Below are 20,069 nucleotides of genomic sequence, written 5' to 3' on the forward strand. Positions count from 1 at the left end.
ATTCGCAACACGCCGGATTCTCATCAGCGCGCCAGGGTGTGGACCAGGCGGCCGGCAACCGCGCCGGTTCCGGCCTCCGGAACGGCCTGGACCGTGTAGACGAGGTTCTGCCGCGCGCCCTCGCGCAGGAAATAGCCGAGCGCGCCGTCCGCCAGCCGGACGGCCGGGAGGGCGGCGTCGCGCAGTTCCGGCCCGACCTGCACGCGCAGGCCCGGCTCCGCTCCGATGGCGAGCCCGCACAAGTCCGGCGTGAGGCGGCTCGCGGCCAGGTGATCGCCCGACTCCGCCGGTACCGGGCGCCGCTCGGGCGGGTCGGCTCCGAAGGCGACGCGGCGGCAGGAGGAGCCCGCCGGGGCGCGCAGCTCGGAGACGTGGATCGGCGACGCGATCCGGACTTCGACGCTGGGGGGAGGGCTGGCGGGACCGGGCGGCGCGTCGGGGCGCGGCTCACTGACGGGATCGGGCCGCGTGGCCCCGAGAGCGAGCACACCGGCGAGGCCGGCCGCCGCGACGGCGCCGGCCGGCAATGCGAGACGCCACCATCGCCGCGCCGGCGGCGTCTCGGCCCTCTCCGGAGGTCGCGGCGCGGTCAATGCGGCCAAGGCTGCGGGCACGCTGTGCGACGGCAGGATCCGTACGTTCCGGCCCATGCCGCGGAAGGCGGCCTCGGCTTGCGCGCGCTCCGGCCCGTCCGGCAGGAGGACCGCCAGCGCGGCGTCCGGAGCCTCGGCGATCGTCGCGGCCGAGCGCTCGATCTTGTCGAGCAGCGCGTAGTCGCCGGGCAGCACCGCGAGGTCGAGATCGACCGCGCCGGTCGCCCAGAGGATGAGGTCGGCCTCCTCCGGTGCCGCGGCGAGCGGGTGGCCGCCCTCGGCGAGGCCGTGCGCCAGGCAGACCGGAACCTCCCAGGAGCGTCCGGCATCGAAGGAGCCCGACAGCCGCAGCTCGTGGGGCTCCGGCGTCCGGCCCGTCCACCGGGCGAGCGGGCCGGCGGCCCCGCAGAGCCGGGCGTAATCGGCCGACCACGGCAGCGGGCGATAATCGCCGTCCGCGAAGGCGGCCGGGGCCGGAAGGCCGGGGCGCGGCCTGAGCCCGCGCAGCACCAGCGGTCCGCGGGTCGTGGGCACCACGACGAGGATGGCCGGACGCGTCATGCGCGGGCCGGTCTCCCGGACGGGCCGAGACCGGCCTGCCAGCTCGTCCGACGGCTCGTCAAAGCAGGAACACCGCGCAGGCCGGGTCGCGGAGCATCCGGCCCATGAGGGCCGCGTCCGGCACGGCCGGGTCGAGGGCGAGCACCGCCGCGCCTTCGATCGCCGGACCGAGGTCGAGCCGGACCGTCTCGTCGCCGAGCCACGCCTCGATCACCCGCGGCATCTGCCCCGACTCGCCGCGCAGGACGAGGAGCGGAGGCGCGCCGTCCGCGGCCTCGAGGATCTCCAGCGCGAAGGCGCCGACCCGGCGCCGGAGAATCGCGCCGTCCGAGGCGGCCGCGGCGAGCGGCGCGTGGGCGAGCGCCAGGGCGCCGAGCATCGTCCGGTAGCGCCGGGCCGTCGCGGGGTCGCCGCGGATCGCCCGCACCGTCGCGAGGTCGACCGGGCCGTCGGGCGCACGGGTCGCGTGGGCCCAGAGCCCCGCGTGGTCCGGCCGGGCGGTCGTCGCCGCATCGCGCACGAGGGCGCGGGCCGCGTGGATCTCGGCGAGGAGCCGTGCCGCGTCGCTCACGCCGCGGCCTCCCCGGCATAGGCCGCCGCGAACGCGACCGCGAAGACGTCCCGATCCGCCGGGAACAGCGCGTCCAGTGGCCGGTGCCGGGCGAGTCCGTCGAGCGACCGCTCCAGGTCGGCCGCCGCCTCGGCGAGGCGCAGCAGCGCCGGTTCGGCGGCCGCGAACCCGGCCGTGAGCCCCTCCCGATCGTCGAATCCGGCGCGGCGGACGCGGCGCAGGTCGGCCTCGGCGGCCTCCAGCGCCGCCCGCACCGCCTCGGGCAGCGCGTCGCGATCGGCGATCCGGAGGGCCGCCGCGATGCGCAGCATCCGGTCGAGATGGGCCGCGAGCAGTCCCGCGCGCGTCCGGAGTTCGGCGTAGCTCTCGGCCTCCAGGCAGGTCGCCCGCTCGGCGATGGCGGCGCCGCCGCCGCCGCGGCGCAGGCGGTTGGCGATGCCCGACTGGACCCGGCCGAAGCTCACGGCGCGGAGCGTCGTCAGCGGGCGGGTCCGGTGGTAGGGCTCGAGGCGCAGGAAGTCGGCCAGGTCCTCGCGCTCGGCGCCGGTGAGGATCTTCGGGCCCTCCGGCCAGTCCGCCAGGACGGTCGCCAGCGCCGCGGCGGGTTCGGCGGCCGCGAGATCGCCCAGGGCCGCGTCCAGCCGCTCCTCCCAGCCCGCGTGGGCGTCGAGGGCGACGGGGGCCGCGAGGGCGTCGAGGCCTTCGAGGAGGCGGCCGGCCGCCTCGAAGGTCACGAAATGCTCCGCGACGATGCGGAAGCCCGGTCGCTCGCCCGTCGCCATCTCGGCGCGCCAGAAATCGAGGATGTCGTCGTCCGCGACCGACCGGCGGCCGCCCAGGAAGGTCAGGAGCGCCCGGAAGCGCCGCTCCAGCGGCGCCAGCGGCAGATGGGCGTTCCGGTAGGCGGCGAGATGCCGGGCCAGCCGCTTGGCCAGGATCGCCGCGCTTTCCGCGTCGGGCGCGGCGGCGAGTTCGTCGAGCCAGCCCGCGACGGTCGCGAACTGGGCCAGGTCCTCCGCGGTGAGCACGAACTCGGCCAGCGCGAGCAGCCGGGCGAGCCCGGCCCAGCCGGTGGACCAGGCGGTGCCGAGCACGGGGCCGCGGTCGTCGACGGCCGGGCCGCCGCCGAAGCGCGCCGAGAGGGCGGCCGGTCGCGCGAGGCCCGGGTCCAGGGCGAGGGTGATGAGATCGCGCCCGTCGCGGGCCCCGGCCGCCTCGGCCAGCGCGGCGAGGGCGTGGGCGAGGTCCCACAGGGGCTTGTCGCGGTTCGGGCGCACGGCACCCGTGACCACGCGGGCGAGCCAGGCACGGTCGGCGCGGGAGAGATCGCGGCCGTCGCCGACGTTGGCGAGGTCGGCCGCGCAGCGCTCATCGTATCCGCCCGTCATGCGCCTCCCGGTCGCGGGCTGCCACGCAACCCCTTGTGATCGTTCGATTCGCCTTATGGTTACCTCGCGACCGGCCATCCGTCGACCTCCGGCGGCCATCCGGGCGCCACCCGTCTGCTCTGGGCGGTCCAGACGCGCTTCTGATCCCGTCGCGCTCCGGCTCAGCGCACCACGACGCGCGCGGCGGCCTCCGTGACCCCGGGCGTGGCCCGGATTCGGTCGAGGAGGTCCAGCACGTCCGGGGGCTGCAGGAGACGCGCCTCGCCGTCGGCGCCCGGCGCCGCCGCCAGCCACCGCGCCGCGAGCCCCGGCGGCAGGCCGCCCGGCACGCCGAAGCAGGCGAACAGGTTCTCGAAGGGCTCCCCCGCGACGATCTCGTCGAGGCCGTAGCCCCGCGGATAGCGCCGCGAGTCTCCCGGCTTGAGTGCCAGCTGCGAGGCCGGGTTGTCGCGCACCGGCAGGGCGACGAAGGCGGTCTCGTCGGCCGCGACCACCCAGCAGTACAGGTTCTGCGCGACGCGGGACTCGATGCGCATCTCCAGGCGCTGACCGGCCGCGAACGGCGTGGCGGCGGCCGCCACCGAGAGGCGGCCGGCATCCGTGCGCGCGGTGGCGGCGAGGTGATCCAGGAACGGCCGCGGGACGGGATCGCAGCCGAGCCCCTCCGTCGCGATCCGGCGTCGCCCCGTCGGGGCCAGGACGGCGCCGTCGCGCTGGAACTCGACCTCCATCCAGGATTGCCGGTCGTGGTCCGTGCGGAAGCGGCCGCGCGCGGTGACGGTGCCGGCGCAGGCGGTGCCGGGCGGCCGGCGGCGCACGTCGAGGCGCGCGCCGCGGAGCACCCGGTTGGCCGAGCGGGCCTCCGCGTCGAGGGCGATGACGAGGCGGTCCGTGAGGGCGCCGGCGCAGGTGGAATGGCCGCCCTCCGCCACGAACGGGCAGACCTCGACGGCGCCGGCATTCGGTGCGGCCTGCGCGAACGCCTTCACCGCACCGTCCATGACCGCGTCGACGTCGGCGACGCCGGCGCCGACATGGATCGGCACGACCAGAGGGTCGCTCGTCGCCTTGCAGGCGGCGCTCTGCGTCACGGCCTGGAGCCGGACGGAGGCGGTCTCGCCGGCCCGGCGGGGCTCGACCAGGAACACGGCCGCGTCCCCCGCGAAGGCGGACCGGATCTGCGCCTCGGCCTCCGCGCCCGAGAGGCCCGTCGTGCCCTCGCGCAGGGCCTTGATCCGCACGACGTCGGCCGCCGCCGCCAGCCTGACCCGGCCGGTCGCCTGGAGCCGCGTCTCGACGGCGAGGCGCACCTCCTCGGACTGCTCGCGCGACAGGGCCGTCTGGCCGGGCTCGACGCCGACGACCGCGAGCGTCAGGTCCGGCCGGCCGGCACAGGCCGCCACCGCGTCGAGGAACGGTGCCAGCGTCTGCGTCGCAGGGTCGGCGCGCGCCGCCGCCGGGGCGAGCAGCAGCGCGGCGAGGAGGAGGCGCCTCATTCGGTCTCGTTCGCCCGGGCGTACTGATCGAGAGCGCGGACGAAGACCGGATTGAACCGCCCGTCCAAGGCACCGGTGTAGTAATCCGCGTCCTTGATCGCGCGCTGCACCGAGCGGATCGTCTCGGGCTTGAGCTTCTGGGCGGCGGTGTCGGTCGCCGAGACGGAGGCGGCGCCGAGTTCCCCGTGCTTCAGCGCGCGCAGGACCATGTCGGCCGAGCGCACGCCGGGGAAATACCGCCCGAAGCCGTTGTCGATCAGCGTCGCCATCGTGGCCATGGCCACCGGGTCGCCCCGGTCCGCCGCTTGCCGGAAGAGGTCGAAGCCCTGGCGCAGGTCCTTCGGGAGGCCGTAGGCGCCCGTCGCGTAGTGCGGCACGAGCTTGCTGATCGACGCGACGTCGCCCCCGGCCACGGCGCGGCGATACAGGGCGACCGCCTGCGCCTCGTCCTTCGGGATGCCGTTGCCGTACTCCAGCATCCGGGCGGCGTTGGCCAGCGCCACCACGTTCCCGCCTTCACCCGCCTGCCGGTAGAGGCGGAACGCCTCGGCCTGCTGGCGCTTCACGCCCTGGCCGTTCTCGTAGAGGGCGGCGAGGTTGTTCAGCGCCGAGATGCTCCCGGCCTTGGCGGCGCGGTCGTAGGCGGCGAAGGCCTCCTTGTAGCGGTCGGCCCGGTCGTAGGCGCGGCCGAGCTGGTAGGAGAGCCGGCGCAGGTCCGGATAGGCGGCCGCGGCCCCACGGCAGGCTTCGATGGCGGCCGCGGGCTCGATCCGGCCGAGCTTCACGCCCGCGACCCCGCTCGGACGGTCGGGATCGTCCGTGCCGGCGGCGAGCTCGTCGCAGCGCTTGACGCGCGGATCGGCGCTCGGGTTCTTGCCGCCGAGATAGCCCTCGGCGAGGCTGCGATAGGCGCAGACCTCGCCGCAGGAATCGAGATAGGCCTGATATTGCCGCTGGGTCCCGAACTTGGCCCAGTTCTCCTGGTCGATCGCCGCCGCGTCCCGGCGCCGCCCGGCCAGGAGCCTGTCCATGGCCTGAGGCCGGTACAGGCAGGTCTCGCCGCAGGCGCCGATATAGGCCTCGAAGCCCTCCCGGGTGCCGAGCGCTTCGGCCCGCCGCCAGGCCGCCTCGTCCCGGATGGCCTCGACCCCCTTCGCGACGGCCGCCACCGGCAGGGAGGCCTTGAGGACGATCGGGGCCTCGTCGATCTCGGGTACCTGCTCGCGGCCCGACGCGCGGCGGGCCGCGTCCTCCACCTCGCGGCGGAGGTAGCGCTTCAGCTCCGTCCACTGCACGAGCCCGTCGCCGTCGCCCTGATGTTCGCGCGCGTCGGCGAGGCCCGACACGCCCATCAGGAACCGGCTGGTCAGCAGGCCGAGCTTGTTCGCCTCGTCCCAGTTGGCCGGTGTCGCGCCCGATGTCGCCACCAGCCGGACGATGCCGCCCTCCGTCTTCGGCCGGGCGGGCGCGAAGCCGGGCGCGGACACCGCCAGCAGGCTCTCGCCCTTGCGGCCGGTCTCGCCGGTGAAGCAGGCATCGACCATCACGACGAGCTGGTGGTCGGCGCCGATCTTGCGCTTCACGAGCTCGAGGTTGCGGTACAGGGTCTCCAGCGCGTACCCGCTCTCGCCCTGGTTCGGGTTGCCGTCCTCGGGCAGCAGGAACGGCTGCTTGGTGGCGAGATCCGGGACGCCGTGGCCGGAATAGTACACGAAGACGTTCGAGCGGCCCTCGCGCACGCTGCGCCAGAGGCGGCCGGATTGCGGATTCCGCTCGGTGCCGAAGACCTGGTTGAACTCGTTGAGGGTCGCGTCCTTCAGGAGGAAGACGTTGCTCTCGCGGTAGCCCAGGCGCTCGATCAGGTAGGCGCGGATCGCCTCGGCATCATTGTGCGCGTAGTCGACAGGCACGGTCTGCTTGTAGCTGCGGTTCCCGATCACCACCGCCACGGCATCGGCATTGTCGGCGAAGGCTGCCGGATCCGGGGCAGCCCTGGCCGGCGCGAGCGGGGCGAGGCAGGTCATCCCGAGCAGGATGAGCGCGGTGCGGGCGAACCGCCGCAGCGCGGATACCGGGTTGGCTCTCGGCAAGCGCGTCCTCCTGTCCGGGTCGCGGCCCGGTTTCATCGTCCTCGGAGCGGGGCGCGCCCGGTCGGCACGCGCGACAGGGTTATCCGCTGGAGGATCGGGAAACAATCTCACGGTGTGAGCGCGGCCGGTCGAGGCGGCCTCCGCGACGATGCGGATGACATCGGGGGCACAGGTGCCGGCGCGGGGAGCGGGCATCTCAGCCCCAGCCGAGATACGCGACGATCAGGCTGAGGGCGGCGAGGTGGAGCGGCGAGAGGGCGGTCAGCATGGTCTCGCTCCTCACGGCAGGTAGAGACCGCGGCCGCAGCGGCGGGCGCGCCGCGCCTCGAAGTAGCCGGTGTAGCGATTGTAGACCTCGACCGTGCGGTAGACGCAGTAACGGCCGGAGTTGCGGCCGTTGTAGTAGACGCCGCCGTTGTCGAGATCGACGCCGAGGAACTCCTGGTTCCCGTGCTGCGGCGCGGCTTCCTGGGCGAGGGCGGGACCCGCGGCGCAGAGAAGGCTGGCGGCGAGGACGAGGATCTTGGTCTTGGTCATCTCGGGTCTCCCTGGTCGGGCGGTGGATCGTCCGCCTCGACAGGGGCATGGGTCGGCCAGACGCGGTTTCGTGCGGCCGGCGCGGTTTGACGCGAAAAATTTTTTCCGACAGGCGCGGCCGAGATGGCGTCGGTCGTCCGGTAACCGCCCGACGGCGGCGGTGCCCGTCGCCATCGACGGCAGGGTCACCCCGATCAGCCTTGACCCACAGGACCATCGGCGCGCTCCGATCGAGAGCGACGCGGGCACTGCGTTCGGTCCAGAACACGCGACGCGACGGCGTCGAATGCTCATCATCCGCCGCAAGCCATCCTGGCTTACTGAACCGGTAACACTATTTCTCACGACTCGTTGACCCGGGATCGGAGAGGGGTCAATACAGCGTCCGCTGATCGTTGCGAGCCTATGCGATGGAAGGCGAATACTGTTAAGGGCTTCTCTTCATTTGAGAGGTATTCATGAAATCTCTCGTGGTGGCTCCGGCTGCGCGCATGGCGGACCGGATCGTGCTCCCGACCGCCTGAGGGTGGACAGGCTCTCGCCGCCGACCGCCCGGATCCGGTCCACCACGCCTGCGCAACCGTGCGCGGACTGAAGAGCTGTTCTCGACGCCGATGCGGATCGCGCGCGGTGTCGACTCGGAAACGACATCTCCCGGGGCCGACATGTGCCAGGTGTTTCAGCATCCTCCGCGCTCAGCTTGCCTGACCGTCCGTCCTGGGGACCCTCACACCCGATCGGTCTCGGCTCTCCTCGGCGTCGGGATCGCGAGCGCGGCCTTGCTCGGCCCGGCGATGTCGGTGCGGGCCGACGATGGGCCGAGCTACGGCGATGACCGACGCGGCATCTTCCTGCCCTTCCTCAACGCGCCGCGACCCGGCGACGCCATCACGAAGTCCCCGCGCCTCGGCCTGTCGTTCGGCGGCGAGGCTCGTCCGGTGCTCGTTGATACCGGTTCGACCGGCATCGTGGTCTCAGCCGCTCGGATTCCCGACAATGAGAGCCTGCCGAGCGAGCCCGGACGGCTGACCTACTCGAGTTCCGGCCGGATCATGGTCGGACGCTGGGTGCGCGTCCCGGTTTCCATCGTCGGCCGCGATGGAGCGAGCGTGGTCACGCAGCCCATCCGGGTCCTCGCCGTCGACCGGATCGACTGCACCGCGCGCGCTCGCAGCTGCACGCCCGAGGTGGCGCCGGCCCACGTGGCGATGATGGGGATCGGTTTCGGCCGTGAGGACGACAGCCAGACGCAGAGCACGCCGGACACCAATCCGCTCCTCAACGCGGAGCCGCCGGGACCCGGTTCGGTGCACCGCGGCTACGTGCTGACCCGACGCGGCGTGCATGTCGGCTTGACGCGCGCCAACACGCGCGGCCGCTACCGCTTCGTGAAGCTCGACCCGCACCCGCACGTGCCGGGCGACTGGCTCGGCGTTCCCGTCTGCATCACCGTCGACGGCCGTGAGCCCGCCGCCTGCGGCCGGGGGCTCCTCGATACCGGTGTCACCGGCATGTTCCTGACGCTGCCGCCGTCCCAGGTCGCCGACAGCCTCCGGGCCGATGCGGGCGATCACGCCGTGCTCCGCCCGGGAACGCGCCTCGGCTTCCAGTTCGGCGACGCGGCCGGCTACGCGATCGATGTCGGCGACCGAGCCGCGCCGCTCGCTCCCGAACGCATCGTCCTCAACACGGTGCGCCCGCAGCCCTTCGTCAACACGGGGCTGCACGTCCTGAACGGCTTCGACGTCCTCTACGACGCCGACCGCGGCTATTACGGCTTCCGGGCCCGCGACGCACAGTCGGCGTCCGACGACCCGTGATCTGCCCATCGGCCGCCGTGTCGCCCGCCCTTTCCCGCACCGAGTCCGCCATGCTGCGCAACGCCTTTCTCGCTGCCGTGCTCTTCGTCCCGACGGCCGGATACGCGGCGGAGGTCGATTGCGGCGCGTCCACGAACCAGATGGATGCCAACATCTGCACGGCCCAGGAATTCGACCGGGCCGATGCAGAGCTGAACCGCCGCTACGCGACCCTGCGCAGCAAGCTCGACGAGAACGGCCGACGCAATCTGGTCGCCGCCGAGCGCGCCTGGATCGCCTTCCGCGATTCCGAGTGCAACCTGCGGACCGGCTTCAACACGCTGACGCCCGACGACAACGGAAGCATCGCCCCGATGCTCCTGGGGGCATGCAAGATCACGCTGACGCGCCAGCGGATCCAGGACCTGGCAGCCCAGATCAAGTGCCCGGGCGGCGACCTGTCGTGCTCGCCCTGACTGCCTCCCGTCTTTCCCAACCACCCGCCTGAGCGAGCTGCCATGATCATCGTCACCACCGAGAACATTCCGAACTATCACGTGCGCGAGGTCCGCGGCCCCTGCTTCGGCGCCGTGGTGCACAGCCGCGGTGCGGTGGGCAATTTCACCGCCGGACTGCGCAGCATCATGGGCGGCGAGATCAGCGAGTACAGCCAGCTGATCGAGCAGGCGCGGTCGCAGGCGATCGACCGCATGGCGCAGAACGCGGCGCAACTCGGCGCCAACGCCGTCGTCATGATGCGCTTCGATACGGCGGACACCGATCAGTCGATGATGGGCGTCGTCGCCTACGGCACCGCCGTGATCGTCGAGGCACGCTGAAGTCGCGGCCCGGGCCGCGTTCCGCTCCGACCCGCCGTCACCCGCCGCGCGCAGGACCCCTCAGCCGGGTCGATGCGCCGCGCGAACCGGATCCCAGGACCATGAATGACAAGCGCCCACGCCTGCTGCAGGCCTCGGCCCCCGTCCTTGCCGGGCTGCTCGCCTGCCTCGCCGTGCCGTCGACCGCCGGAGCCGACCAGCCGTCCGCGAAACTGTGTCTGACCGAGACCTCCACGCCGGGCACGACAGCGTGCATGACCCGCGCCCTGCAGGAGGCGGACGCGAAGCTCAACGCGGCCTACAGGAAGGCGATGTCGGTGATCGATCACGACGACCGCACGCCGGACCCCGACGCCAGGGCGCTCTGGAAGACGCGGCTCGAGCGGGCGCAGCGGGCCTGGATTGCCTTCCGGGACGCGGATTGCGGCGACCTGACCGACAGCGAGTGGGCCAACGGGAGCGGCGCGAACGCGGCGCTGCCCGCCTGCCTCTACGACAAGACCGTCCAGAGGACGGCCGACCTGCTGAGCCGCTACCCGCTGCATTGAGAAGCGGCGCGGCATCGCCAGGGGTCCGTCGCGGGCCGGTGAATACTTCGGTTCCGCCGGAAGCTCCTCCGGCCCCGATGCAGTCCTCGTGCGCCTGCGGACGGCCGTCCGGCGCCCGATCTCACCCCGCTTCGATGGGACCGGGAGGACGCGGCGCCGGCGGCTCGGCCGGCGGGTCCCCGTCGGGCGGTGCGGGCTCCGGCAGCGGATCGTCGATGGGAGGCAGCGGGTCGTCTCCGGGACGCGGCGTATCCGACGACATGGTGCGGTGTCCTGTCCGAATCTTCGGGCGGTCGGGGACGTAACGCGCGTCGGTCCGGTCGGATGCGACCTCGTCAGCCGAAGGTCAGCGCCGACCGTTCCCGGAGCGCCCTGCGCAGGGCCCGGCTGAGGTCGGCCACCGAGTAGGGCTTGTGCAGGAGCTCGAAGCCGGCGGTGCCCTCCGACGCCAGCACGTGGCTGTAGCCGGAGGTGAGGACGACGGGCAGGTAGGGACGACGGCGCCTGATCTCCCGGGCCAGATCGACACCGTTCATGCCCGGCATCACCACGTCGGAGAAGACGATCTCGATCTCCTGGCCGTTCGCCTCGATCGTGGCGATAGCCGCCTGTGCGTCCTTCACCCAGACAGCCCTGTAGCCGAGTTCCACGAGGGCTTGCCGGGCGAAGGCGCCGACCTCCTCGTTGTCCTCCACCACGAGGACGGGCGTGCCGTGACCCTCGGCGAGCGGCTCCGGCTCGTCCGGCACGCCCTCCTGGACCTCCGCCTGCTGGGACCGCGGCAGGAACAGCGTGAAGGTGGTCCCGACGCCGACGACGCTGTCGACCGCGACGTCACCGCCCGACTGCTTGGCGAAGCCGAACACCTGGCTGAGGCCGAGGCCGGTGCCGTGGCCGACGCCCTTCGTCGTGAAGAACGGCTCGAAGATGCGTTCGAGGAGGTCCGCTTCGATGCCCGAGCCGGTATCCGAGACCGACACGGCCACGAAATCGCCGGGCACGGCCGGATGCGCCCGCAGCGCCGGGATCCGGTCCGCGCGCCGCACCTTGATCACGAGGCGGCCCTCGCCCTGCATGGCATCGCGGGCGTTCACCACGAGGTTGACGAGGGCCGTGTCGAACTGGCTGGGGTCGGCATCGACGTGGCAGCGCAGCCTGCGGCCGTCCGCGTCCGTGCCGGCATCCGTGTCGGTCGCGACGTGGATGCGCGCGCCGGTCAGCGTGCCGACCATGTCGGCGATGGCGGCCACCGACTGCACCACGTCGAAGATCGACGGTCGGAGTGCCTGCCGGCGCGCGAAGGCCAGCAACTGGCTGGTCAATCTGGCGGCGCGGTCGACCGTGTCGGCGATGGCGTCGACGTAGCGGCCCCGCCGATCCTCGCTGAGGCCCGGTCGCTTCAACAGATCGGTCGACGACTTGATGACGGTCAGCAGGTTGTTGAAGTCGTGCGCCACGCCGCCGGTGAGCTGCCCGACGGCCTCCATCTTCTGCGACTGACGCAGCTGCTCCTCGAGGGCGCGGCGCTCCGTGACGTCGCGCCCTGTCGCGTGGAACCGGTCCCCGCGCGCGATGGCGTTCCAGGCGATCCAGCGATACGCGCCGTCGGCGGTCCGGAACCGGACGTCGAGGTCCGACAGCGTGTGGCCGGTCCGCAGCGTCTCGAACGCGCTGGCCGCGGTCTCGCCGTCGTCCGGATGGATCAGGGTATCGATGCGGATGCCGACCAAGCTGCCGGCCGGCCACCCGAGCAGCTCCGTCCAGGCCGGGTTGACCGCCTGGCAGGTTCCGTCGAGGGCGCAGACCACGAGAAGGTCGCGGCTCGTCCGCCAGACCAGGTCATGCTCGATCTTCCGGTCGCGCGTCCGGGCCTCCCGCCGCTCCTCGTCCGCCTGCCGGGCCGCCGGATCCTCGAGAAGGATCGCGACGCGGTTCTGCGTCCCGCTACCGGTCCGCATCGCGCGGACGTCGAGGATGGGCCCCGTTCGCGACAGGGCTCCCTTGAACCGGGCGCTGTGCCCGGATCGCGCTACCTCACCGAGGGTGTCGAACCAGCGTCGGGCGTGGTCCGGCTCGAGCGCGCTCATCCAGCGTCCCGCCGCGGCGCCGAGGCCGGACTGATCCTCGAAGGCGGCGTTGGTCTCCACCACGCGGTAATCCGCGGCCCTGCCATCCCCGTCGAAGCGCAGCTCGACGATGCAGAAGCCCACCGCGTCGTCCGCCCGGGCATGCCGCGGCGCGATGGTCCGCTCGACGGCCTGCGCCTCGCGCTGCCGGAAGCGGGTGAGGTCGAGCTGACTGCCGAAGAAGAACAGCAACTCGCCGAGCGGTCCGAAGACGGGGCTGATGTAGAGTTCGTTGACGAAGGTGCTGCCGTCGCGCCGATAGTTCAGCAGCTCGACCACCACGTCGCGCCGCGCGGCGATGGCATCGCGGATGCGGGCGACATCGGCCGGATCCGTCGCGGGCCCCTGGAGGAAGCGACAATTGCGCCCGATCAGCTCTCCCGCCGAGTAGCCGGAGAGTTCCAGGAAGGCGCGGTTGGCGAAGACGATCGGGTTGTCGGGCAGGTTCGGATCGGTGACGATCATCGCCATCCGGGTCTTGTCGGCGGCGGTGAACAGAAGATCGGAGCGGGCGGTGCCGACTCCGGCCAGAGTGGTTGTCGGGGCGGTGACTGGGGCCTGTGACGCGCGCAGGCGCGCGTTCTCATCAACCAGCGCGCGCTCGCGCCGACGCAGCCGCTCGACCTCCCCCCGAAGATCTTCGATGCTCATGGCCCGGTCTTATCCGGAGCCGCCGCCGCGTCCAACCGCAACCGGCACGCGGATGCGAGAAGGGGGTGTGACCTCTGGTCCCGACAGTGCCGGCGTCGGACACCGGGCGTTCGGATCCTGCGATGCCGAAAGGGGGCGGGTCCGCCGGTTCCTGACCCGCGATGACCGGCGCTGCCTCCACTGGAATCCGGGGGACAGCGGCGGGCTGCGGGCGGTCGTACCGCCGGGACCGGTCTCTCGCGTTCCGGCCGGATGCGACCTCGGGACCCCGCGAACGCGAACGGCCGGAGTTCGACTCCGGCCGTTCGGTCGACGCGGTGCGTGTCGCTTACCGCAGGAGCTGGAGGACGCCCTGCTGGGCTGAGTTGGCCAGCGACAGGGCCGAGATGCCCATCGACTGGCGGGTCGACAGCGCCTGCGAGTTCGCCGCCTCCTGGTTCAGGTCGGCGTTGGTCAGGTTGGCCGAGCCCGTCTGCAGCACGTTGATCAGCTGCTTGGAGAAGTCCTGGCGGTTCTGAACCACCGATAGGTTCGAGCCCAGCGTGCTCGCCGCGGAGTTCAGGGCCGCGCCGGCCGTGGTCAGGACCGCCAGGGTCTTGTTGACGTCGGCGTTCAGCAGGAAGTTGCCGAGGCCGTTCTGGCTGGTCGAGCTGTTCGAGTTGGTGATCGACGACAGGCCCAGGCCGCTGGAGGTCGCGTCGACCGAGGCGACGTTCAGGTTCGAGCTGCCGGTGTCGTTGAACTTGATGTTCATGTCATTGCCCTTGCCGGCAATGAGGTTGACGCCGTTGTAGCTGGCGTCGCTGGCGAGCTGCGTGATCTGGTTGAGCAGGTTGTTGTACTGATTGGCCAGCGAGGCGCGCTGCGTCACGCCCGAGATCGACAGGTCGCTGGACACCACGGTGCTGGCGGCGGTGCCGTAGGTCGAGGCGGTGGTGGCCGAGGCGGTGAAGCCGAGCGCCGTCTGGCTGCCGGAGTTCTGGAATTCCACGTCCGCCTGGGCGTTCAGGACGATCTTGGTGCCGGTGCTGTCGACCGAGAAGATCGCGCCGGCGCCGAAGGCGCCGCTCGACGAGGTCGAGGCCGAGCTGACCGCGGCGTTGAGGGCGGCGACCGTGGCGTTGACGCTCGAGGAGGCGGCGACCGTGGCCGAGACCGAGCTGCCGTTGATGGTCAGGAGCACGGTCGAGGAGGCGGTGCTGGCGCTGTAGGCGTTGGCGGCGGTGCCGGTGGTGGAGAGCTGGGTCGAGAGCGCCTGGCTGGCGATCGACTTGGCCTGGCCCACCAGCTTCTGGATCGAGGTGATGCCCTGGTTGGCGGCCTGGATCGACTGGATGCCGTTGGAGATGCCGTCGAGGAGGGAGTTCAGGCTCGAGGAGCGTCCGTCGAGGGCCTGGGAGGTGAAGAAGTTGGTCGGGTTGTCGAGGGCGGAGTTGACGGTCTTGCCGGTCGCGAGCCGATTCTGGGTGGTCGCCATCAGCTGGGCGGTGTCCTGCAGCGAGAGCAGGTTCTGGCGCGTCGCGGCCGACAGGGTGATGGAGGACATGGATCGCTATCTTTCCAACCGGAGCAACCCGATTCTCGGGGATGACTAAGAATACCGGTTAGGGTTAAGTCCGGATTAAGCGCGCGAGTATTTTCGCCGCGCCGGTAGCGTTACCGGAAAATTTACGGCCCGCGCGCGCAAGCCAGTCCCGGACGGCATCGATCAGGGGCGTCCCGACCAGGAGGTCATCGGAGACTTGAAGCGGCGGGAGTCGATCCCGTCCGGCGCGGGCGGATCAGGCGATCCGGCCGGCGCCTCGCGCCGCGGGACGGATTCTCAGTCCAGCGCGTAGCCGAGCATCCCTTCGGACATGTGACCCTCACAGTCCGGGACGGTCGACACGAAATGATCGCGGCCTCCGGCGATGCAACGGTAGATCGGATGGCTCCCCGGCCTCTGCGCCTCGTAGACGTAGCCGGTCTGCCCGAGCGGTGTCTGGCCCTCGCATCTCGGGTCGCGGCTGAGGAAGTGGTCCTGTCCTGCCGCGCAGCTCATCAGCATCGCGGTCCCGGGCGCCGGGAGCGTCAACACGGTACCGAGGCTGCGCTCGATCGTGTAGCCCGGCCCGATATAGCCGGTCGTCACCCAGTGGCCGCCGGGCCCGAAGGCGCGCCGCAGGGGAAGGCGGTCGGCGCCCTTCGGCCGCCGCGCCTCGGCGACCCGCCACGTGCCGGGATAGGGGTCACCCCCTGAGAAGAAGACCGTGATGTCCGGCAGGAACGGCGTCAGGAACCCCGCCCCGTCGCGCTGGAAGCCGGGACTGTGGTTCAGGTAGAAGCCCGTGACGTCGGAGTTCAGGTAGCCCAGGGGTGTCCACGCCGCCGGCGCCCCGCTCAGCACCGCCTTCAGGGGCATCCTGAACAGCCCCATCTGGTAGGTTTCCCGGTCGGGATTGCGCCCCGGATCCTTGCAGGCCACCTGCTGGCACACGCGGCCCGGCAACCCGGTGATGACGTAGACCTCGCCGGTCTTGGGATCGTAGGCGAAATCCGAGTTCGGGTTGATGGTCGAGCCGTCGGTCGTGGCGTTGGGGACTCGCGCCGGCGCCCCGAAATGCACGCCGTCGGCCGTGTGCCGGACGTAGAGGTCCCCGAAGCCCGGCACGCCCTGCGGCCCGGTGAGATCCGTGGTGAAGACGAACAGGCCGGACCGGCCGTCCGAGAAGGTCGCCGGCTGGCCCGTGCCGTAATTGCCCTGCGCGATGACCGGGTTGATCGGCTTGATGACCGGTTCCGGGTAGTCGACCCACGTCACCTTGTCGTTCGAGAAGGCGAGGCCGGTCTGGTTGTTGTTTCCGGGCAGGTTGTCGGCGCCCGAATAGTACATCGCGTAGGCGTAGGTCTGCCCGTCCGCCGGGTTGACGAAGCGGCCCCGGATCACGCTGGGATCACAGACGTACTGCCGGTTCCAGGAGTTGGGCGTCGGCTGGAACACGATCCGCGCCGGCGAGAAGCCGGTCTGCGGCGTGTAGGAGCGATGGAAGATGACGTCCGTCTTGCCCTGACCGCACCACCAGATGTCGGTGGTCCCGTTCTCGGTGATGACGCTCGGCGCGTAGTTGTAGCCGGCTGGATTGGCCTCGTTGACGAACAGCGGTTGCGCCTCCGGCCCCTTCCAGCCGGCCTCGCCCGCGACCGGGACGGCGAGCACTGCCAGGAGCATCCCGACGAGAGCGCCCTTCCGCGCAACGAGAACCGGCAGCATCCTCATTCCCATCGCTCCCACCGGTCCGCTCCTGACTCCGAGATGCCGAGACATTCCGGCGGCGTGCTGACGACCGGAATGTGGCCGTCTGATATCCGGCGGCTCTGACCGGCGGCTCCGATCGTGTCCCGACGCGTCTCCCGCGGACGCGATCACGCGCCCTGCGCGGGCGGGACCGCGCGGCGGCAGACCGGCCGCAGGGCGCGGTCGAGCAGCGATTGCCGCCCGAGGATCATCTCGAAGAAATCGTACTCCCCCGGCCTGAAATTGGCTTTCAGGAACTGGAAGTGCATGTGGAAAGGCTTGAGGCGCAGACGCTTGTAGTCGTCCTCGGGTATCCTGTCCTTGACCCCGGCGGAACGGATGAGCGGGTTGCAGGCCAGGAAGGCGGGTCGTCCGAATCCGAGATCGAAGATCGGATTGAAGCCGTAGCAGTTGAGCCAATCCTGGGGGGCTTGGTAGTCGCACCAGACGATGCGGTCGCTGAAGACGAGGGTCGCGATGTCGTCGCGCAGCGCGCGGGCCTCGTGCTGGAGCGCCACGAAGGGCAGCCCCGAGCCGAGCGTGACGAGCGACAGGCGCGGATGCCCTCGATCGTCGGTCCCGAGGCGCGCGAGGACCTGCGCGGCAACCTCGACCGCCATGGCTGCGCCGAGGGAATGGCCGACGATCATGACCTCGTCGGGCGCGTCCGCCGGGTTCGCGCGCCAGTGGGCCAGTTCGGCCAGGACACGGTCCCGGAAGGCCGCGACCCGGTCCGCGTAATCCGGCCGCCGACCGGTCGCGTGCTGCCAGAAGAAGATCCGGATGCTCAGGATGTGCCAGAAGAACAGGCGCCCGAGCGCCTTCTTGGCGCCGTACAGGAGCGCGAGCGCCGCGGCCGCGAGAAGCAGCGCCACGCCGACCGTTTCCGTCAGCGCCGACGGGCTGACGGCAGCGTAGATCGCGGTGCCGAGCGCGATCAGGAGCGCCGGGGCCACGAAGGCGACGAAGAACGGGAAGGCGGTCAGCACCGTGTAGGGCCATCCGAACCGGGACGTCTTGAAGACCAATCCCTGTGCGAGCCCCGCCGCGACGCTCCGCGCCAGCAGAGCCAGCTTGCGCGACACGGGACGCGCGAGATCCGCATGGACGATATCGCTCCAGATCAGGGTCTCGCAGCGGACCGCCGCACCGTCGCCGTCGGCGGGTGCGTCGACCGTCCAGCTCCGGGTCAGACCATCCGGATCGGTCCGGATCTCCGAGACCGCGCGCGGCATCGCCCCGAACCGGGTCGCGTGACGGTGAAGCTCCCGCTTGAAGAAGGCGGGGAAGCGGATGCCGCTGCGGGCGTCGAATCCGTGAATGAAAAAGACATGTCGCCGCGCCACCGGTGCCGGATGAAGGTCTCTCAACTTGAAGGGCGTGAACGATAAGTAGCCGCGGACCATGTGATCGATCGAGGACGAGAGCACGAGAGGGATTCGTGGCGGTCGACGGCGCCCGCAGGGGCGGCTCCATTGCACCATCGCGGAGGGCTCCACAACAGCGCACCGGCGGATCTGGTTCCGCCACCGGCCAGCATTCATGATCCGGGCGGCATTCCCGGCACTGTCGCCCGGCAACACCGGCGGCGCCGAAAATCCGTTTCGCGCTCGGGGGGGACTGGACTTGGGAAAACTGAGCCTCCTACGGTGCGGGACGCGGGGGCGGTGTTCAAGATTCGTATGGGTTTGTCAGAGGCCGTGAGGGCGCTCCGCAGCGGCGCCCTCCGCCGTCACAAGATCGGCCATATCCAGGCCGTCTTCGACGCTGCGCCGAGCGGCTGCGTCGTGCTCGCCGGCGACTCGCACGCGGCTCACATGCCGCGGCCGGTCGTTTCCCGTCCCGTGCTGAATGCCGGGCTCGCGGGCGCGACGGCCCGCTCCTACCGCCGGGCCCTCGACCTGCTGCGTGCGCCCCTGCCGGCCTTCCTGGCGGTCCTGTTCGTCGGGACCAACGACATCCGCTCGCCGTCGGCGCTCGGGCGATCGGCGACGGCCGATTTCTCCGACCACGCGGATCGCATCGTCGACCGCTTCCAGGCCTTCGCCCTCGACACGCTGGTCTCGGCGCTGCCGCCCACGCCGGGCTCGTGGGTTACCGAGCGCGATCCCGCCGCGGTCGAGGTCTATTCCGATCTCCTCCGCGCCGTCTGCGCACGCCGGGGGGTCTCGTTCTTCGACCCGTTCGCGGCGCTGCGCGGAGCGCGCTTCGGTCTCGCCGAGGACGAGGCCTTCGTCGAAGGGACGCATCTGCGGGATTACGCGGCCGTCGCCGCGCGCGTCGCCGGCCAGATCCGCGACCGGTACGGTCTCGATCATTATCTGGAGAGCCCGCTCCCGGGCTTCGATGAGGCCTATTACAGGAGCTGGTACGCCGACACGTGCCAGTATCCCCACGGTCCGGCGCGACACTACCTCGATCTCGGCTGGCGCGAGGGCCGTGACCCGAGCGGGCATTTCAGCACCGACGGGTATCTCGACGCGAACCCGGATGTTCGCGTGGCCGGGGTCAACCCGCTCGTCCACTTCCTGGAGGTCGGCTTCGCGCAGGGGCGGACCGGCTGGCAGAAGGCGCGCACGCATCCGACGCGCTATCGCGGCGTCGACCCGGACACCTGAGGGCAGCGCCGCGGGCCGGCAGCGCGCACGCCATCGTGACCGCCGCCGCCGCGAAGCTGACGCAGGACGGTGTACGCATGTGATCATGCGCCTCCTCCTCGCCGTCCCACTCCTCGTCCTCATCGCCACCGGAGCGTCGGCCGGAGAGCCGCTCCTCGACGGACCCGTCGTCGCCGGCGGCTTCGGGATGGGCGGGTCGGACTATTACGGCGACGTTCACAGCCGCATGCCGTTCACCGGCGAGGCACCGCCGCGGCCGGTCGGGATGGCCGACATCGTGCGCGTCCGGGCGGCCCGCGCGCGCGCCGCGACCGCGTCCCGGCGACAGGCGCCGCACCGACCTGCGCATCGCGGCTGAGTGTCTCCGGCCTCCGCCGATCCGAACCAGCCGGACGAGGAGAGCGCGGTCCGAACGATCGGGCCGTAGCCGTAGGAGGACGGTCGGAGCGGCGGATCAGTGCCGGTATCGTTCGGCCAGGGCCATGAGGGCCTGGGCGAGCTCGGTGAGGTTTGCGGAGGCGGCCTCGACCTGCCGGGTGCCGGCCGCGGTCTGCTGGCTGGCCTGGCGGATGTTCTGCAGCGCCCCCATCACCTGCTCGATGCCCAGCTGCTGCTGGTTGGTCGAGGCCACGATCTGCTGGAACGTCTGCACGTTCTCCTCCACCCGCGCGGTGATCTCCTCGATCGTGCGCTGCGTCGTGTCCGAGCGCGTCTTGCCCGCCGCCGCACGCTTGACCGCCTCCTCGGTCAGCATCACCGACGTGTTGATGCCCCGCTGGATCTCGCCCAGGATCCCCCGCACCTGCCCCGTGGCCGCCTTGGCCTGGTCGGCCAGGAGCTTCATCTCCGAGGCCACCACCGAGAAGCTGCGCCCGCTCTCGCCGGCCGCGGCCGCCTCGATGGCGGCGTTCAGCGCCAGCAGGTGCGTGCGCTCCGAGATGTCGTTGACCGTCTCGATGATGTCGCCGATCGTCTGGG

The 20,069-nt window shown here is 71.5% G+C and carries 17 protein-coding genes; 6 read left to right on the forward strand and 11 right to left on the reverse strand.

Features of this window, described 5'->3' with window-relative positions:
• Positions 1-23: 23 nt before the first annotated feature.
• From C4T42_RS20350 to C4T42_RS20375, 6 genes are all read right to left on the reverse strand, one after another.
• A complete protein-coding gene (locus tag C4T42_RS20350; protein ID WP_026605160.1) occupies positions 24-1,154 on the reverse strand; it encodes a hypothetical protein in 1,131 nt (376 codons plus the stop codon).
• A gap of 58 nt (positions 1,155-1,212) precedes the next feature.
• On the reverse strand, positions 1,213-1,725 hold the full coding sequence (locus C4T42_RS20355; protein ID WP_020094553.1) for a hypothetical protein: 513 nt from the start codon (positions 1,723-1,725) through the stop codon (positions 1,213-1,215).
• A complete protein-coding gene (locus C4T42_RS20360) occupies positions 1,722-3,113 on the reverse strand; it encodes a hypothetical protein (RefSeq protein ID WP_103985764.1) in 1,392 nt (463 codons plus the stop codon). The genes C4T42_RS20355 and C4T42_RS20360 overlap by 4 nt, the downstream gene beginning before the upstream one ends.
• A gap of 161 nt (positions 3,114-3,274) precedes the next feature.
• A complete protein-coding gene (locus C4T42_RS20365; RefSeq protein ID WP_103985765.1) occupies positions 3,275-4,609 on the reverse strand; it encodes a hypothetical protein in 1,335 nt (444 codons plus the stop codon).
• On the reverse strand, positions 4,606-6,699 hold the full coding sequence (locus C4T42_RS20370; RefSeq protein ID WP_103985766.1) for a caspase family protein: 2,094 nt from the start codon (positions 6,697-6,699) through the stop codon (positions 4,606-4,608). The genes C4T42_RS20365 and C4T42_RS20370 overlap by 4 nt, the downstream gene beginning before the upstream one ends.
• Before the next feature lie 279 nt (positions 6,700-6,978).
• Positions 6,979-7,236: a hypothetical protein gene (locus tag C4T42_RS20375; protein WP_020094549.1), complete on the reverse strand. Its 258-nt coding sequence runs from the start codon at positions 7,234-7,236 to the stop codon at positions 6,979-6,981.
• 779 nt (positions 7,237-8,015) lie between these two features.
• On the opposite strand from C4T42_RS20375, the gene C4T42_RS20380 reads away from it, so the two are divergent.
• The 4 genes from C4T42_RS20380 (at position 8,016) to C4T42_RS20395 (ending at position 10,422) form a co-directional block, all read left to right on the forward strand.
• A complete protein-coding gene (locus C4T42_RS20380; RefSeq protein ID WP_348529873.1) occupies positions 8,016-9,056 on the forward strand; it encodes a hypothetical protein in 1,041 nt (346 codons plus the stop codon).
• 50 nt (positions 9,057-9,106) lie between these two features.
• Positions 9,107-9,511: a lysozyme inhibitor LprI family protein gene (locus C4T42_RS20385; protein WP_244603241.1), complete on the forward strand. Its 405-nt coding sequence runs from the start codon at positions 9,107-9,109 to the stop codon at positions 9,509-9,511.
• A gap of 42 nt (positions 9,512-9,553) precedes the next feature.
• Positions 9,554-9,874, forward strand: a complete 321-nt coding sequence (locus tag C4T42_RS20390; protein ID WP_103985768.1) for a YbjQ family protein — start codon at positions 9,554-9,556, stop codon at positions 9,872-9,874.
• A 101-nt stretch (positions 9,875-9,975) separates the two neighbouring features.
• Entirely contained in the window at positions 9,976-10,422 is a 447-nt protein-coding gene (locus C4T42_RS20395; RefSeq protein ID WP_103985769.1) for a lysozyme inhibitor LprI family protein, read from the forward strand.
• 335 nt (positions 10,423-10,757) lie between these two features.
• On the opposite strand, the gene C4T42_RS20400 is transcribed toward C4T42_RS20395, so the two are convergent.
• The 4 genes from C4T42_RS20400 to C4T42_RS20415 all read right to left on the reverse strand — a co-directional run bounded on the left by C4T42_RS20400 (position 10,758) and on the right by C4T42_RS20415 (position 17,708).
• The gene (locus C4T42_RS20400) at positions 10,758-13,199 is read right to left on the reverse strand and encodes a PAS domain S-box protein (RefSeq protein ID WP_042672954.1); all 2,442 of its coding nucleotides are present in this window, start codon (positions 13,197-13,199) and stop codon (positions 10,758-10,760) included.
• 328 nt (positions 13,200-13,527) lie between these two features.
• Entirely contained in the window at positions 13,528-14,745 is a 1,218-nt protein-coding gene (locus tag C4T42_RS20405; RefSeq protein WP_103985770.1) for a flagellin, read from the reverse strand.
• Between the two features lie 276 nt (positions 14,746-15,021).
• Positions 15,022-16,455: a hypothetical protein gene (locus tag C4T42_RS20410; protein WP_244435312.1), complete on the reverse strand. Its 1,434-nt coding sequence runs from the start codon at positions 16,453-16,455 to the stop codon at positions 15,022-15,024.
• 146 nt (positions 16,456-16,601) lie between these two features.
• Complete coding sequence (locus C4T42_RS20415; protein WP_244603242.1) at positions 16,602-17,708, reverse strand: hypothetical protein; 1,107 nt, start codon at positions 17,706-17,708, stop codon at positions 16,602-16,604.
• A 465-nt stretch (positions 17,709-18,173) separates the two neighbouring features.
• Between C4T42_RS20415 and C4T42_RS20420 the strand changes: the two genes are divergently transcribed.
• Both C4T42_RS20420 and C4T42_RS20425 read left to right on the forward strand, forming a co-directional pair.
• Complete coding sequence (locus C4T42_RS20420; protein ID WP_103985771.1) at positions 18,174-19,091, forward strand: SGNH/GDSL hydrolase family protein; 918 nt, start codon at positions 18,174-18,176, stop codon at positions 19,089-19,091.
• Between the two features lie 85 nt (positions 19,092-19,176).
• The gene (locus tag C4T42_RS20425) at positions 19,177-19,449 is read left to right on the forward strand and encodes a hypothetical protein (protein ID WP_042672101.1); all 273 of its coding nucleotides are present in this window, start codon (positions 19,177-19,179) and stop codon (positions 19,447-19,449) included.
• A gap of 96 nt (positions 19,450-19,545) precedes the next feature.
• On the opposite strand, the gene C4T42_RS20430 is transcribed toward C4T42_RS20425, so the two are convergent.
• A partial coding sequence (locus C4T42_RS20430) for a methyl-accepting chemotaxis protein (RefSeq protein WP_244603243.1) occupies positions 19,546-20,069 on the reverse strand: 524 nt, incomplete at its 5' end.

Source organism: Methylobacterium sp. 190mf (assembly GCF_900107945.1).
In the GTDB taxonomy this organism is placed as follows: domain Bacteria; phylum Pseudomonadota; class Alphaproteobacteria; order Rhizobiales; family Beijerinckiaceae; genus Methylobacterium.

Bases quoted from the DNA above. Each gene is read 5' to 3' on its own strand.
- C4T42_RS20350 (WP_026605160.1), bottom strand. From the start codon at position 1,154: ATGACGCGTCCGGCCATCCTCGTCGTGGTGCCCACGACCCGCGGACCG.
- C4T42_RS20360 (WP_103985764.1), bottom strand. From the start codon at position 3,113: ATGACGGGCGGATACGATGAGCGCTGCGCGGCCGACCTCGCCAACGTC.
- C4T42_RS20365 (WP_103985765.1), bottom strand. From the start codon at position 4,609: ATGAGGCGCCTCCTCCTCGCCGCGCTGCTGCTCGCCCCGGCGGCGGCG.
- C4T42_RS20375 (WP_020094549.1), bottom strand. From the start codon at position 7,236: ATGACCAAGACCAAGATCCTCGTCCTCGCCGCCAGCCTTCTCTGCGCC.
- C4T42_RS20385 (WP_244603241.1), top strand. From the start codon at position 9,107: ATGCTGCGCAACGCCTTTCTCGCTGCCGTGCTCTTCGTCCCGACGGCC.
- C4T42_RS20390 (WP_103985768.1), top strand. From the start codon at position 9,554: ATGATCATCGTCACCACCGAGAACATTCCGAACTATCACGTGCGCGAG.
- C4T42_RS20395 (WP_103985769.1), top strand. From the start codon at position 9,976: ATGAATGACAAGCGCCCACGCCTGCTGCAGGCCTCGGCCCCCGTCCTT.
- C4T42_RS20400 (WP_042672954.1), bottom strand. From the start codon at position 13,199: ATGAGCATCGAAGATCTTCGGGGGGAGGTCGAGCGGCTGCGTCGGCGC.
- C4T42_RS20405 (WP_103985770.1), bottom strand. From the start codon at position 14,745: ATGTCCTCCATCACCCTGTCGGCCGCGACGCGCCAGAACCTGCTCTCG.
- C4T42_RS20410 (WP_244435312.1), bottom strand. From the start codon at position 16,455: ATGAGGATGCTGCCGGTTCTCGTTGCGCGGAAGGGCGCTCTCGTCGGG.
- C4T42_RS20415 (WP_244603242.1), bottom strand. From the start codon at position 17,708: ATGCCGCGCGCGGTCTCGGAGATCCGGACCGATCCGGATGGTCTGACC.
- C4T42_RS20425 (WP_042672101.1), top strand. From the start codon at position 19,177: ATGCGCCTCCTCCTCGCCGTCCCACTCCTCGTCCTCATCGCCACCGGA.